Consider the following 13,073-nt stretch of genomic DNA (forward strand, 5'->3'; position numbering starts at 1 on the left):
GATGGCAATCCTCGAGCTCGAGACTCTTGCGCCCGGTCCCTCGCGGGCCCTGCGCGGCTGGGCAGCCGGCGTGCTCCGGTCGCCCGCACTGCTGGCGTCGTACCTCTGGGTGATCGTGATCCTGCTCGCCGCGATCCACCCTGGCCTCTTCGTCTCTGGTGACCCGCTGCAGCAGGACGCGTCGTCCATGCTGGTGCAGCCGGGCGCCCATCACCTGTTCGGCACCGACGACTTCGGTCGGGACCAGTTCACCCGGACCGTGTACGGCGCGCGGTTGTCGCTGCAGGCAGCCGTGGTCGCGGTCCTGATCGGCCTGATCAGCGGCTCGCTGCTCGGTCTGATCGCCGGCGCCCTGCGCGGCGCGGTCGACAGCGTGCTGATGCGCGTCGTCGACATCATGCTGGCGGTGCCGAGCCTGATCGTGTCGCTGGCGATCATCTCCGCGCTCGGCCGCGGCACGCTGAACATCGCCGTTGCCATCGGCATCAACAGTACGGCGGGGTTCGCCCGGCTGATGCGTGCCGAGGTCCTGAAGGTCAGCAACGCCAAGTACGTCGAGGCATCGGTGTTCGCCGGTCATGGATACGTCTACAGGCTGTTCCGGCACGTCGTCCCGAACGCGTCCCGCTCGGTGCTCGCCGCCGCGACGATGGACATCGGTACGGCGATCCTGACCGTCGCCGCGCTGAGTTTCCTCGGTCTGGGCGCGCCACCGCCGACCCCGGAGTGGGGCCTGTTGGTCGCGGCGGGCCGCACGTTCATCGGCGTGCAGTGGTGGCTGAGCCTGCTGCCTGGACTCGTCATCGTCCTGACCGTGCTCGCCGTCTACCGGATCGGCCGGTCGTTCAACCGCGGGAGGACCAGTGTCATCGCCTGAACCGCTGCTCAGCGTGGACAAGGTCGGCGTCGAGTTCCGTCTGCCCGGACGGCCGGTGGCCCGGGTGCTCGACGAGGTGAGTGTGACGGTCGCGGCCGGTACGGTCGTCGCCGTCGTCGGTGAGTCCGGGTCGGGAAAGTCCACCCTAGGCCGCGTGGTCACAGGCACCCTGGCCGAGAACGGGAGGATCGCCGACGGACAGGTCACGCTCGGCGGCCGGACTCTGACCGGTCTGTCCGAACGGCAGTACCGCAACGTGCGCGGCAAGGAGATCGGCTATATCCCGCAGGACGCCCTGCTCGGCCTGAACCCACTGATGCCGGTCGGCGTCCAGGCGGGCGAACCGCTGCGCGCCCACGGTCTCGCGTCCAAGGCGGACCGCCGGGAGCGCGTGATCGACCTGTTCGCGAAGGTCGGGCTGCGGAACCCGGAGCGGCTGTACTCGCGGTACCCGCACGAGCTGTCCGGCGGCATGTGCCAGCGGGTCCTGATCGCGGCGGCGATGAGCACCGGGCCGCGGCTGCTGATCGCCGACGAGCCGACGACCGCGCTCGACGTCACCGTGCAGAAGACGATACTGGATCTGCTGTCCAGCCTGGTCGAGATCGACGACCTCGCGATTCTGCTGGTCACCCACGACCTCGGCGTCGCCGGCGAGCGGGCGGACGAGATCGCCGTACTGAAGGACGGGCGACTGGTCCGCAGCGGACGCACCGCGGAGGTGATTGCGGACCCCGGCGACGACTACACCGAACGACTGCTGCGAGCATCGTCGCTCGGCTTCTCCGGTGTCCGTGCGGCAAACAGCCGGCTGGAGTACTCGCGGACGGTGCCTGCGGACTCGCCTGTCGTGGTGGAGGCGAAGGGCATCACAAAGGCGTTCGGTGAGGTGACCGCGGTCGCCGACGCCACGTTCCAGGTGCGCAAGGGTACGACGCTCGGCATTGTCGGCGAGTCCGGCTCCGGGAAGACCACCCTGGTACGGATGCTGGCAGGTCTGACGCCGGCCGATGCCGGCGCGGTGGAGATCGACGGCAGGCCGGTCGTGCACCACCGGCGGGGCGCGGGACTGGCCGAGCTGTACCGCAAGGTGCAGTTGGTGTACCAGGATCCGTTCGCCTCGCTCAACCCGCGCGCCACGGTCCGCGCCATCCTCGACGAACCGCTCAGCGGGCACAAGACCGGCACCACGGCCGGTCGCTCCAGCGGGTCCGGCCGCTCGGGTCACCGGGCGGACCGGATCGCGGAGTTGCTGGAGGTCACGGGTCTTCCGGCGTCGGTCGCCGACCGGTACACCGCCGAACTCTCCGGCGGCCAGCGACAGCGGGTCGCGATCGCCCGGGCGCTCGCCCCGCGGCCCGAGGTGCTGATCCTGGACGAGCCGGTGTCCGCGCTCGACGTGACCGTGCAGCGTCAGATCCTCGACCTGCTCGGCTCCCTGCAGCGCGAGCTCGCGCTGACGTACCTGTTCATCTCCCACGACCTCGGCGTGATCGCCGAAGTCTCCGACGAGATCGTCGTACTCCAGCAAGGACGGATCGTGGAGCACGGGCCCGCGCTCGGCATCCTCACCCAGCCGCGGACCGACTACGTCAGGGAACTGCTGGCGTCGATCCCGGGCGCCGCTGAACCATCGTCCGCACTTTCCTCATGAGGAGATCCATGCGCCAGCTCCACCTTGGCTACATGTACTGGCTGAACGGCACCCACTGGGGCGGCTGGCGGCACCCGGACGCACCGACCGCACACGCGTTCGAGCTCGAGTACGCGGCCAAGGCACTGCGGATCGTGGAGGATGCGAAGTTCGACTTCTTCTTCCTCGGCGACACACTGCCGGGCGACATCGTCCGCGAGCAGTGGATCACCACCCACAACACCGGCCGGCTGGAACCGTTCACGCTGGCGTCGCAGCTGGCGCTGCAGTCCTCGAAGATCGGCCTCGTCGTCACGGCCCATCCGACGTTCTACGAGCCGTACATCCTGGCCCGCCTGACCGCGTCGCTCGACCACCTGAGCGGCGGGCGGCTGGCGTGGAACGTCGTCCTCGGCGCCAACGACCTTGCCGCGCAGAACTTCAGCCTGCCCGACCTCGGCGGCGCGGACCGGTACGAGCGGGCCGACGAGTTCATCGCGGTCATCCAGAAGCTGTGGGACAGCATCGAGGAAGGCGCCTACCTGCAGGACAAAAGCACCGGCCGGTACGTCGACGAGAGCAAGATCCATCGCCTGAACTGGCAGGGCAAGCACTTCCAGGTCGCCGGGACGCTGCCGGTCGAGCGCTCGCCGCAGGGGCACATTCCACTGCTGTACGCCGGCGCGTCGGAGCTGTCCCGCGAGCTGACCGCGAAGTGGGCCGACGTCAACTTCACCGGTCCCGCGACGGCCGAGGAGTCGATCGCGTTCAACGCCGACGTCCGGGAACGCGCCGTACGGCTGCGTGGGCGCGAGGATCCGATCTACTTCCTGCCCGGGATCGCGCCGCTGATCGGCGACACCCGCGCCGACGCGATCGAGCTGTACGAGGAACTGAACACGCTGCTGCCGTTCGACGACGACCTCGTCGACGGCGATCAGGACGAGTCCTTCTGGTCGAGCCCGGACTGGGAGCGGATCACCGCCTCGCGGTTCCCGCTCCCGCAGGGGATCCGCAGCGTCCGCTCGCTGTCCGAGCGGATCGGCGCCGACCTGCGACCGTTGGGCCTGGACGGCGTGATCAAGCCGGACATCGCCGAGCGGTTCAACTCCTACGGCGCAGGCCTGGTGCGGGCGCTGGCCGATCGGACCGACCGTACGGTCGATGCCGGGGGAGTACGCGTGCGCGATCTCTTGCACGCGGCCGTTGCCGGCGGGTTCCCGCTGGTGATCGGTACTGCGGAACATGTCGCGGACACGCTGATCGACTGGTTCGACCGCGGCGCCGCCGAGGGCTTCAACGTGAACTCGCCGTTCCTGTGGAACCAGCTCGAACGCTTCACCGGCGAGGTCGTGCCGATCCTGCAGGACCGCGGCGTGTTCCGCACCGAGTACACCACCGGCACCTTCCGCGGGCACTTCGGCCTGGAGGTCCCGCCCAACACGTTCACACAGGAGTGACATGTCGAATCGACGGAAGCTGCGCCTCGGCCTGGCGGCGTACGGCACCGGCTGGGACCTCGATGCCTGGCGCTTGCCGGAAGCATCCAACACCGGCCTCCGCGACCCGAGCGTGATCCTCGACATCGCCCGGACCGCCGAACGCGGCAAGCTCGACTACGTGTTCGCCGGCAGTGCGCTCGGCAGCGAGCCCGACCGGCTGAACCGGATCTACCGCTGGGACAACTTCGTGTACGCCGGGTACGCCGCGGCGCTCACGAAGAACCTCGGCTTCCTGATGTCGGTGAACTCGTCCTTCGAGCACCCGTACGGGATCGCCCGCCAGCTCGCCACGCTGGACAACTTCACCGCCGGCCGGACCGCGCTGAACGTTGTCTTCGGCATCGACCGCGACGGCGACCCGATCGGCAACTACGGCAAGAACCCGATGCCGACCGAGACCACGAAGTACGACCGGGCCCGGGAGTTCACCGCGGTCGTGAACCGGTTGCTGTACGAGAGCTGGGACGACGACCTGCTACTCGACGACAAGGCCGGCGGCGCGCTGATCAGGCCCGGGTCGTGGCACCAGATCGACCATCACGGCGAGCACTTCGACGTACGCGGCCCGTTGAACGTGCCGCCGCCGGTGCAGCCGCACATCCCGATCGTCCAGGTCGGGTTGTCGGAGGAGTCGCTGCGGTTCGGGGCGGACTACGCGCAGGTGCGGTTCTCGCCGTACTTCGGGATCAGCCGCGGCAAGGAGGAGTACCGCAAGCTGAAGGAGCGGGTGGCGGCGAACGGACGGGACCCGGAGAAGTTCAAGATCATCCCCGGGATCACGTTCTACCTGGCCGGCACCACCCGCGAGGCGGTCGCCAAGTTCAACGAGATCAACGCCTTGCAGCTGACCGAGGAGATCCCGTCCGCCTTCTCCGCCGCGTTGGGAGTCGACCTGTCGCGGGTGCGCGACACCGAGCGGGTGCTCGACGTGGTGGACGTGGAGTCGCTCGACGACGGGGCGCTCAAGCCGTTCATCAGCGACCGGGCGCGGGACGTCAAGAACGACCGGGAGCTGCTGCGGCAGGTGCTGACCGCCCAGGTCGGCGAGGACGCGACGTTGCGGGAGCTGTACCAGTACGTGCAGCGGTCGCGGCACGAGCAGCAGCCGGCCGTGGTCGGCGACGCCGCGAAGATCGCGGACTGGCTGGAGGAGAACCTCGAGGAGCACGTGCTCGACGGTGTGCAGCTGTTCCCGCCGTACCACCGGGGTCCCGCCGATCTCTTCGTCGACCTCGTCGTACCCGAGCTGCAGCGGCGCGGGATCTTCCGGACCGAGTACGAGGCGCCCACGCTGCAGGGCCTGCTCGACACCGACGACTACTGAGGAGAACGCTGTGAGTCATCGGCAACTAGGAGCGTCCGGGCTGGTGCTGTCCGAGATCGGGGTCGGCGCAAGCACGTTCGGCCGGACCGGAATGCGCGCGACCGGCCAGGACACCGTGACCGCGATCGTCGATCGCGCGCTGGACCTCGGCGTGACGTACTTCGACCTGGCCGAGGGGTACGGCGACCGCCCCGGCCAGAGTGAGGAACTGTTCGCCGCGGCGATCGGCAAGCGCCGCGAGAAGGTTGTCATCGGCACCAAGTTCGGCCGGAACCTGGCGGTGGAACACGGTCCGTCGTACTCGCGCCCAGGAGCCCGGAAGTACATCGTGGCCGCGGTCGAGGAGTCGCTGCGGCGGTTGCGCACGGACTACATCGACCTCTACCAGATCCACTTCCCGGACCCGCTCACGCCGATCGAGGAGACACTGTCGGCACTCGACACGCTCGTGCGGTCCGGGAAGGTCCGGTACGTCGGCGCCTCGAACTTCAAGGCCTGGCAGCTGGCCGACGCAGATCATGTTGCCCGCGACAACGGCCTGAGCCGCTTCGTTTCGACGACCGACGAGTACAACCTGCTCTGGCGCAAGCCCGAGGAGGAGCTGATCCCGGCCCTGCGGCACTACGGGCTGGGCTTCATCCCGTACTTCCCGCTGCAGAACGGCCTGCTGACCGGCAAGTACTCCGCCGATCACGCACCGGTGGAAGCGAAGATCACCAACCTCAAGCGGTACCTGCTCCGATCTGCGCCGTGGGAGGCGCTGGCGAAATTCGAGCAGTTCGCCCGCGACCGGAACGTCACACCCAGCACCGCCGCCCTCGGCTGGCTCCTCGCCCAGCCGACCGTGACCAGCGTGATCGCCGGCGTGACAGTCCCGGAACAACTCGACGAGAACGTCCTCGCCACCCGGTGGGCCCCGACCGCCGACGAGGAGGCCGAGCTGCGCGGTCTCTTCACCGGCGATCTCTCCGGCGGCCCCGGAGTGGTCGACCGCGGATAGTGCGGCTCAGGACGGGTAGACCCCGGGCCGATCGCCCGTTGTCGACGGTCGGCTCGGGTCGGTGATCCACTGCGACCACGACCCCGGAAACAGCGCCACCTCGATCCCGAGCTGGGCCAGCGCGAGCACCGTCGTCGTCGCCGAGACCCCGCTCCCGCAGTACGCACCGATCTCCCGACCGTCGAGATACGCCGAGTACAGGTCTCTGAGCGATTCGGCCTCCAGCAGCCTGCCATCGGCGAAGTTGCCGGAGCCGGGAACACTGTGCGCACCAGGGATGTGCCCGACGCGCGGCAGCTGCGGATCGCCGAGGTACGCCGCCGTACCGCGTGCATCGAGCAGATGCCCACTGACCGCGATCCGGGCCGCTTCCTCGGGGGAGAGCACCGGCAACGAGCCGGCGCGCACGACCACAGAGCCCTCGCCCGGCGTGGGAACCACGGTATCCAGCGCACCACCGATCTCCTCCCAGGCCTGCAGACCGCCTTCGAGATAGTGGGCCCCCGTGACACCGGCCCAGCGCAGCGTCCACCAGGCGCGCGTGGCGACCGCCGGGTTCTCCCGCGAATACACGACGACGGTGCTGTCGTGGTCCACCCCCCAGCCCCGAAGCCGCTCCTGCAACTCAGCGGGATCAGGCAGCGGGCCGTTGCCCGAGGCATCGGTACGGCGCCCGAACAGATCCCTCCCGAGCACCACGGCGTGCGCCCCTGGTACGTGGCCTTCCAGATACTCCGCGTCGGAGTCACGCCCGACCTCGAGCACGACGGTCTCCGCCCCGTCCCGCACCCGGGCCATGAGCTGCCCGGCCGAGATGACGACCGCCTGAGTGACCGCTACGCCCATCGGACTCACTCCTCGCTAGCTACGTGCTAGTTGATATGTAGCAACACCACCATAGTAAGTAGCACCTAGCGCTAGCTATATATCGGACCGGATCGCGGACAGTGCAAACGCGGTCCTGGCTCAGGAGGCCAGGCGGGAGTCGTGCAGGCTTGCGGTGTCCTGCAGGTCGGCGATCGTGAAGCCGAGTGCCAGCAGTTCGCGGATGTGGCGCACCCGGGCCTCTGCCGCGGGTGGATAGCGCCGGTACCCGGTCGTTGTCCGGTCCGGGATCAGCAGTCCGCGCTCCTCGTAGTAACGCAGGGTCCGCGGCGTCGTACCCGTCCGCTCAGCCAGCTCACCGATCAGCATCCGCTCACCTCCGACAGGGACAACGTCACAGCCGTACGACGGTCTTCCCGACCCGGTTGCCGTTCGCCAGGTCGAGCAGGGCCTGTGGCGCGTTCCGCAGTCCGTCGACGATGGTCTCCGCCGGCCGGATGGCGCCCGCGGTGAGCCAGTCGCGAAGCAGCCGACGGTACTCTGGGGCAAGGTCCTGGTGCTCGCCGACGGTGAAGCCTTGCACGGTGATTCGCTTGGCCAGTAGTGGAAACGGGTCGATCCGCGGATCGGCCGAGTCACTCAACTGATGTTCGAGCGCGCCGCACAGCACGATCCGCCCGTGCGGGTTCAGTACGTCGATCGCTGCCCGCAGGTGGCTGCCGCCGACGTTGTCGAAGTAGACGTCGATCCCGTCCGGGGCGGATGCGCGCAGCAGTTTGGCCACGGGTCCGTCGTGGTACTCGAACGCCGCGTCGTACCCGAGGTCGTCGATCAGCCTTCCGACCTTCTGCGCCGACCCGGTGCTTCCGATCACCCGTCCCGCTCCGAGGAGCTTCGCGATCTGGCCTGCCAGGCTGCCGATCGCTCCGGCCGCGCTGGAGATGTAGACCGTGTCGCCGGTCCGCAACGGTGCGAGCCGCAGGCCGGTGTACGCGACCAGTCCGGAGTGCAGGTGGATCGACGGCGACTCCGGACCTCGTTCGACGGGGCGGAACTGCGCGGCCGGCGCGACGGCGTACTCGCGCCAGCCGAGTTGGTGCAGGACGAGCTCACCGGCCGGCAGCGCCGGGTCGTGTGACTCGACGACCTCGCCGACGGCCGCGCCGTACATCGGCTCGCCGATCTCGTAGATCGGCATCGGGAGGCCGGGCAGCCCAGCGATCAGCATCAGCATCGCCGGATCCAAGGACAGGAACAGGTTGCGCACCACGACCTCACCCGGCCCGGGCGAGGCCAGCCTGACCGGTGCGATCTCGAAGTCGTCGGCGGTGGGCAGTCCGCGGGGCCGGGTACGCAGGTGAGCGGCGAGTCCGGTGGGAGGAAGAGTCATGGCGCGACGCTAAACCTTGACGTGCGCGTGAAGGTCAACCGCGAGCCGCGGTCCAGGCGGTGTTCGGGGAGGTGCCGTTGAGGAGGTAGTCGCCGATCAGGAGGGACTTGTAGATGGCCGGGTTGTGCGACGAGACCATCCGGGCGTTGCGCCAGTGACGATCGAGCTGGCGGCTGGTGCTGGTGGCCGAGGCGCCGCCGACTTCGAACAGAGTGGTTGCTGCGCGCATCACCAGGTCGATGACCGTGAGCTGGGCTTGATAGGTGGCGACGTCGGCGGCGTCGACCAGGTCCGGGGTGAGTGTGCCGGCGCGCGCGGCGTCGGCCGCTTGGCCGGTGTGTTCGGCAGCGGCGAGTACGGCGGCGTCGGCGGTGAAGGACCAGGCCGACAGTTGGCCGATCACCTGCTGTACCAGCGGATCTTCGCGTGGTACCGGGTTCACGGCTGCGGCGTACGTCCGGGTTCGCGGCTGGACGAATTCGACGGCGTCCCGGACGACGGCGCGCCCGATGCCCGCGAGGGTTGCCAGCAGCACCAGTTGGAAGAACGCCAGCAGGTGGCTCGGCCCGCGGTCGCGGAACTGGTAGACGTTCTCCGGCGCGATCTGCACATTCTCGAACACCGTCGTACCGCTGCCGGTCAGCCGCTGACCGAACCCGTCCCAGTCGTCGGACCGGCTCACCCCCGGCGTGTCCGCGCGGACGCTGACGGAGACGCGCTCGTCGGCACGGACGCCGCCGACCGAGATCCAGTCGGCGAAGAGGAGATCGGTGCCGACCTCGGTCCGTTCGCGAGCAAGGTCGCCGCGGCGTTTGTGCATCGGGAAGCAGCGAACGCGCTGCTGGCACAAGCTCGTCAATCCCTGCGGGTGACGATGGAGGGCATCGATCGCGTGGAGCAGGCCGGCGGCGCGCCCGTCAACGTTGCCGAGCTGGCGCGGAAGCTCTACACGGACCGAAGCAATCTCTACAAGTTGATGCCGTCGCGTCAGTCGCGCCGCCGTTCGTGACGTCGTACTGTCGCGTCGGTCCGTGATCTGTGCACCTGGTTCGAGAGCGACGGAACCGTCAGGCAGCCGACTACTCTCACCCGCAGCATCGCGTCGTCGTGACCGCGGCTCTTAGGGCTGCAGCGGCATGGCCGCTGCGTCGGGAGGAACCACGGGCGTGGCGCGAGGTCGCGCGGATGTGTGGCATGGTCATGCATGCGTACGGCCCGGGATCCGGTCCTGTGGCGCCGGCTGAGCTGGTGGCGGCCCTCCATCGGCCGCTCAGTGAGCTGTTACCGCAGGCCGACGAGCCCGGGGCGCTCGATGGTCTGGTGCTCCTCGATGCGGACGGCCGGCTCGGCAATGAGGCGTGGAGATCGCGAGCGACTACACGCAGGCTCTGTTCGATCGGGATGCGGATCCGTGATCCGCAACGGAGTACGCGTCCCCGAGGGCGTATCGGTCGCCGGGTTCGACGACGCCCCGATCGCGCGGTTGTCGTCGGTCGACATGACAACCGTCCGCCAAGACCCCGAACTTCTCGGCGCCGCAGCCGTCGAGTCCGCCGTACCTTGCATCGAGAACCGCGACGACCGGCCACGCGAGACCGTGGTCGAGACCTCCTCGGTGGTCCGAAGCAGTACCACGGTTCCGGTTCGCCTCGTCGGCCGTCCGGCACGCACCGGGGGACCACGGGGTCAGATGGTTTCGCCTGCGTCGGCGAGGAGGGTGCTGCCGGTCATGATCATCGAGAGATCGCTCGCGGCGAAGAGCACTACTCGCGCGATGTCGTCCGGAACGCCGAGGCGCCCGATCCGGCTGTGCTCCATCACGTCCGGCGGAGAGATCTCGATGCCGGCCGCAGCTGCCTGTTCCGTGGCGGCCTGCGCGGCGGCAAGATTGCCTTCGGTGGGAACGAAGCTCGGGGCCACGCCGAGCACCCTGACGCCCAGGGGCGCGAGGTCGACGGCGAGTGACTTGGTGAGCCCACGGGCGGCGTGTTTGGATGCCACGTACGCGGCCATTCCCGTGAAGGCGACCTTGAAGCCGGCCGTGGAGATGATGTTGACGATGACGCCGCCACGGCCGTCCACGGCCATCCGCCGCGCGGCCTCCCGGGACCCCAGGAACACGCCTCGGGCATTCACCGCGAACACCTGATCCCACATCTCGTCCGGCATCTGCAGAACCGGAGCGTTGGGGAACAGCCCGGCGTTGTTGACCCAGACGTCAAGGCCTCCGAGTTCGGCCAGAGCACGGTCGGCGACCTGAGCGACTGAGTCTGTGTCAGACACGTCAGCGCGCGCACCGAGCGCTTTGACGCCGAACCGAGCGGCGAGCTCCTCGGCCGCTGCGCCGGCAAGTTCCTCGTTCAGGTCCGCGATCACGATGTCCGTGCCGGCTTCGGCGAGCCGAGCGGCGATCGCCTTTCCCAGACCCTGAGCGCCTCCAGTCACGACCGCACGGCGGCCCCGCAGGGAGATCAGCTCACTAAGGGGGATGTCGGAGACATCGGGGAATGGGAACGGCACCTTCGACCTCCACGTGGGTTATTATTGGCAGACTATGTCAATAATACTCGTTCAGCAACCCAGTGCCGTGACGACGTGAGCGTCACCGGTCGTGGGCGGGGGCGGCCGCCTGTCGCAGACGAAGGCGAGCTCCGTGCGCGCGCCATCGACGTGATGCTCCGTCATGGCTACGAGAACGTCACCATGGCGCTGATCTCCGATGAGCTTGGTGTCAGTGTGCGCACGCTGCATCGCTACTTCCCGGCGAAGCCCGACATCGTCTGGGGTGGCATCGAGGGATCGCTCGAGGCGCTGCGAGCTGCCCTCGCGCAGGCTGACGAGCGGGCGCCGATCATCGAGGCGATCACCTCGGCCGTCGTCGCGGTCTTCGGTGAAGACGCCGATCAGCTCGCCGTGACGAGGGCAAGGATCCGGCTGATCGCGTCGACGCCCAAACTCGAGGCGACCCGCCCCGATACCTATCGGCACTGGCGAGAGGAGACCGTCGCCTACATCGCGCGTCGCCTCGCGACGCCGGCTGACGGTGTCGTTCCGCGCGCCGTCGGTGCCGCCGTACAGACCGCGATCATGGAGGCCCTCGCGTGGTGGGCCAGCCGCAGCGAATCGACCGCTCCGGTCGAGGCTGTTCGCCAAGCGCTGCAGGGAATTCGCCAGATTGCTGATCCCTGATACGAGGAGGAGCGCTGTGAAGATCAAGGACAAGGTCGTCGTCGTGACCGGCGGGGGCAACGGCATCGGTCGCGAGGTCGTGCTCTCGCTGCTGACCAAAGGCGCACGGGTGGCAGCGATCGACGTCAGTGAATTGGGTCTGAAGGAGACGTCCGATCTCGCCAACGCGGGCGACCGCCTCATCACGTGCACGGTGAACATCACCGACCGCGCGGCGGTGCTGGGTCTGCCCGCCCGGATTCGGGAGCGGTTCACGCAGGTCGACGCGCTGGTGAATGTCGCCGGTATCGTGCACGACTTCAAGCCGGTCGCCGCTCTCGACTTCGCGGCGATCGAGCGGGTCATGGCGGTCAACTTCTGGGGCACCGTCAACTTGGCGAAGGCATTCTTGCCGCTCTTGGAGGTTCGCCCGGAGGCGTCGCTGGTGAACGTCGCGAGCATGGGCTCTCTGGTGCCCTTTCCCGGCCAGAGCGCCTATGGGGCCAGCAAGGCGGCGGTGAAGTTGTTCACCGAGGGGTTGATCGCAGAGCATCAGGGCACTTCGCTGAAGGTCAGCATCGTGTTCCCCGGCGGGATCGCGACCAGCATCCTTGACAACTCGGGTGTCACCGGTCCGGCGATGAGCAGCGATGACGTCGCACCAGCCTCGGCTCGCCTCACCTCGCCGCGGGCGGCTGCCCGCCTGATCGTCGGCGCCGTCGAGACTGGGAAGCCGCGGGTGTTGATCGGCAGCGATGCCAAGTTGCTCGATCGACTCAGCCGGCTGATGCCGGCCCGCGCCATCCCGATGATCGCGAAACGGATGCGAGACCTGGCCCGCTAGTCCGCGTGGAGCGGACTTCATCCTCGCGGCCACTGCGACAGGCCTGGACAGTCCTACTGGCTTCCGGCGTCGCTGTATTGACCTGGAACGGATCGCCGCCTCTGCGTATCGTCGGATGCACGGAGGCCGCAACGGGGATGCGCGGTCAGCAGTCGCGGAGTTCCGGTGACTGGTTGAGGATCTGCGAGTGCGCGGAAGTGAACTCGCCGTACGTCTCGATGCCCAAGGCATCCGGCCGGAAGACCGCTACCCGATGGCAGTTCTGGAACGCCAGCGCGATGCCGAAGTGCCGCTCGAGGCTGCCGGATGGAGTTGCTGGCCAGCGCCCGCAGCAGTTGGCCGCGCTCGGTCTCCGAGGGTGGCGGCGTCTGGTTGTCAGCGAATTCGCGGCTGCTGCCATGCAGTTCGTCGGCGAGTTCGGCGATCCGGTGGTAGGCGTACGGCAGCGAGAGCCTTGCATCGTCGCTGATGAGGCTGGCGTCACCGCGGTCCACCAACACACCGATCCAC

The 13,073-nt window shown here is 68.5% G+C and carries 13 protein-coding genes and 3 pseudogenes; 10 read left to right on the forward strand and 6 right to left on the reverse strand.

The window, feature by feature from the left end:
* Window position 1: 1 nt before the first annotated feature.
* Genes JOF29_RS13605 through JOF29_RS13625 form a run of 5 tightly spaced genes read left to right on the forward strand, consistent with a single transcriptional unit; the run spans window position 2 to window position 6,336 of the window.
* On the forward strand, window positions 2-877 hold the full coding sequence (locus JOF29_RS13605) for an ABC transporter permease (protein WP_209694562.1): 876 nt from the start codon (window positions 2-4) through the stop codon (window positions 875-877).
* Window positions 864-2,531, forward strand: a complete 1,668-nt coding sequence (locus JOF29_RS13610) for a dipeptide ABC transporter ATP-binding protein (protein ID WP_307863309.1) — start codon at window positions 864-866, stop codon at window positions 2,529-2,531. Before JOF29_RS13605 ends, JOF29_RS13610 begins: the two co-directional genes overlap by 14 nt.
* A gap of 8 nt (window positions 2,532-2,539) precedes the next feature.
* A complete protein-coding gene (locus JOF29_RS13615; RefSeq protein ID WP_209694563.1) occupies window positions 2,540-3,970 on the forward strand; it encodes an NtaA/DmoA family FMN-dependent monooxygenase in 1,431 nt (476 codons plus the stop codon).
* A gap of 1 nt (window position 3,971) precedes the next feature.
* Complete coding sequence (locus tag JOF29_RS13620) at window positions 3,972-5,336, forward strand: NtaA/DmoA family FMN-dependent monooxygenase (protein ID WP_209694564.1); 1,365 nt, start codon at window positions 3,972-3,974, stop codon at window positions 5,334-5,336.
* Window positions 5,337-5,346: 10 nt separating this feature from the next.
* Complete coding sequence (locus JOF29_RS13625) at window positions 5,347-6,336, forward strand: aldo/keto reductase (protein WP_307863310.1); 990 nt, start codon at window positions 5,347-5,349, stop codon at window positions 6,334-6,336.
* Between the two features lie 6 nt (window positions 6,337-6,342).
* Here the strand turns inward: JOF29_RS13625 and JOF29_RS13630 are convergent, their stop codons facing one another.
* From JOF29_RS13630 to JOF29_RS13645, 4 genes are all read right to left on the reverse strand, one after another.
* Window positions 6,343-7,182, reverse strand: coding sequence for a sulfurtransferase (locus JOF29_RS13630; RefSeq protein WP_209694565.1), 840 nt, complete (start codon window positions 7,180-7,182; stop codon window positions 6,343-6,345).
* Window positions 7,183-7,302: 120 nt separating this feature from the next.
* On the reverse strand, window positions 7,303-7,530 hold the full coding sequence (locus tag JOF29_RS13635; RefSeq protein ID WP_209694566.1) for a MerR family transcriptional regulator: 228 nt from the start codon (window positions 7,528-7,530) through the stop codon (window positions 7,303-7,305).
* Between the two features lie 25 nt (window positions 7,531-7,555).
* Window positions 7,556-8,551: an NADP-dependent oxidoreductase gene (locus JOF29_RS13640; RefSeq protein ID WP_209694567.1), complete on the reverse strand. Its 996-nt coding sequence runs from the start codon at window positions 8,549-8,551 to the stop codon at window positions 7,556-7,558.
* Window positions 8,552-8,585: 34 nt separating this feature from the next.
* Window positions 8,586-9,371, reverse strand: a complete 786-nt coding sequence (locus JOF29_RS13645; RefSeq protein ID WP_209694568.1) for an acyl-CoA dehydrogenase family protein — start codon at window positions 9,369-9,371, stop codon at window positions 8,586-8,588.
* On the opposite strand from JOF29_RS13645, the gene JOF29_RS13650 reads away from it, so the two are divergent.
* The 3 genes and pseudogenes from JOF29_RS13650 to JOF29_RS45940 form a co-directional block, all read left to right on the forward strand.
* Window positions 9,366-9,560, forward strand: a complete 195-nt coding sequence (locus JOF29_RS13650; protein WP_209694569.1) for a hypothetical protein — start codon at window positions 9,366-9,368, stop codon at window positions 9,558-9,560. The two genes, JOF29_RS13645 and JOF29_RS13650, sit on opposite strands and share 6 nt — an antisense overlap.
* A gap of 98 nt (window positions 9,561-9,658) precedes the next feature.
* Window positions 9,659-9,895, forward strand: a pseudogene (locus tag JOF29_RS46315) (pPIWI_RE_Y domain-containing protein); the annotation flags it as partial.
* 7 nt (window positions 9,896-9,902) lie between these two features.
* Window positions 9,903-10,172, forward strand: a pseudogene (locus JOF29_RS45940) (substrate-binding domain-containing protein); the annotation flags it as partial.
* A gap of 65 nt (window positions 10,173-10,237) precedes the next feature.
* Here JOF29_RS45940 and JOF29_RS13665 read toward each other — a convergent pair.
* Window positions 10,238-11,071, reverse strand: a complete 834-nt coding sequence (locus tag JOF29_RS13665; RefSeq protein ID WP_209694570.1) for an SDR family NAD(P)-dependent oxidoreductase — start codon at window positions 11,069-11,071, stop codon at window positions 10,238-10,240.
* 75 nt (window positions 11,072-11,146) lie between these two features.
* Here JOF29_RS13665 and JOF29_RS13670 point away from each other — a divergent pair, with 75 nt between their 5' ends.
* Together JOF29_RS13670 and JOF29_RS13675 are read left to right on the forward strand one after the other, a co-directional pair.
* Window positions 11,147-11,740 carry an acyl-CoA-like ligand-binding transcription factor gene (locus tag JOF29_RS13670; RefSeq protein ID WP_209694571.1) on the forward strand — a complete coding sequence of 198 codons (594 nt, stop codon included), beginning with the start codon at window positions 11,147-11,149 and terminating at the stop codon, window positions 11,738-11,740.
* 16 nt (window positions 11,741-11,756) lie between these two features.
* Window positions 11,757-12,563 (forward strand): SDR family NAD(P)-dependent oxidoreductase, encoded by an 807-nt coding sequence (locus JOF29_RS13675; protein ID WP_209694572.1) that lies wholly within the window; start codon window positions 11,757-11,759, stop codon window positions 12,561-12,563.
* 145 nt (window positions 12,564-12,708) lie between these two features.
* Here JOF29_RS13675 and JOF29_RS45945 read toward each other — a convergent pair.
* Window positions 12,709-13,063 (reverse strand): annotated as a pseudogene (locus JOF29_RS45945) (SCO5389 family protein).
* Window positions 13,064-13,073: the final 10 nt, after the last annotated feature.

This window comes from Kribbella aluminosa (assembly GCF_017876295.1).
In the GTDB taxonomy this organism is placed as follows: Bacteria; Actinomycetota; Actinomycetes; order Propionibacteriales; family Kribbellaceae; genus Kribbella; species Kribbella aluminosa.

Excerpts from the sequence above, each read along its gene's own strand:
- JOF29_RS13605 (WP_209694562.1), top strand. The coding sequence starts at position 2 with ATGGCAATCCTCGAGCTCGAGACTCTTGCGCCCGGTCCCTCGCGGGCC.
- JOF29_RS13615 (WP_209694563.1), top strand. The coding sequence starts at position 2,540 with ATGCGCCAGCTCCACCTTGGCTACATGTACTGGCTGAACGGCACCCAC.
- JOF29_RS13620 (WP_209694564.1), top strand. The coding sequence starts at position 3,972 with ATGTCGAATCGACGGAAGCTGCGCCTCGGCCTGGCGGCGTACGGCACC.
- JOF29_RS13630 (WP_209694565.1), bottom strand. The coding sequence starts at position 7,182 with ATGGGCGTAGCGGTCACTCAGGCGGTCGTCATCTCGGCCGGGCAGCTC.
- JOF29_RS13635 (WP_209694566.1), bottom strand. The coding sequence starts at position 7,530 with ATGCTGATCGGTGAGCTGGCTGAGCGGACGGGTACGACGCCGCGGACC.
- JOF29_RS13640 (WP_209694567.1), bottom strand. The coding sequence starts at position 8,551 with ATGACTCTTCCTCCCACCGGACTCGCCGCTCACCTGCGTACCCGGCCC.
- JOF29_RS13645 (WP_209694568.1), bottom strand. The coding sequence starts at position 9,371 with ATGCACAAACGCCGCGGCGACCTTGCTCGCGAACGGACCGAGGTCGGC.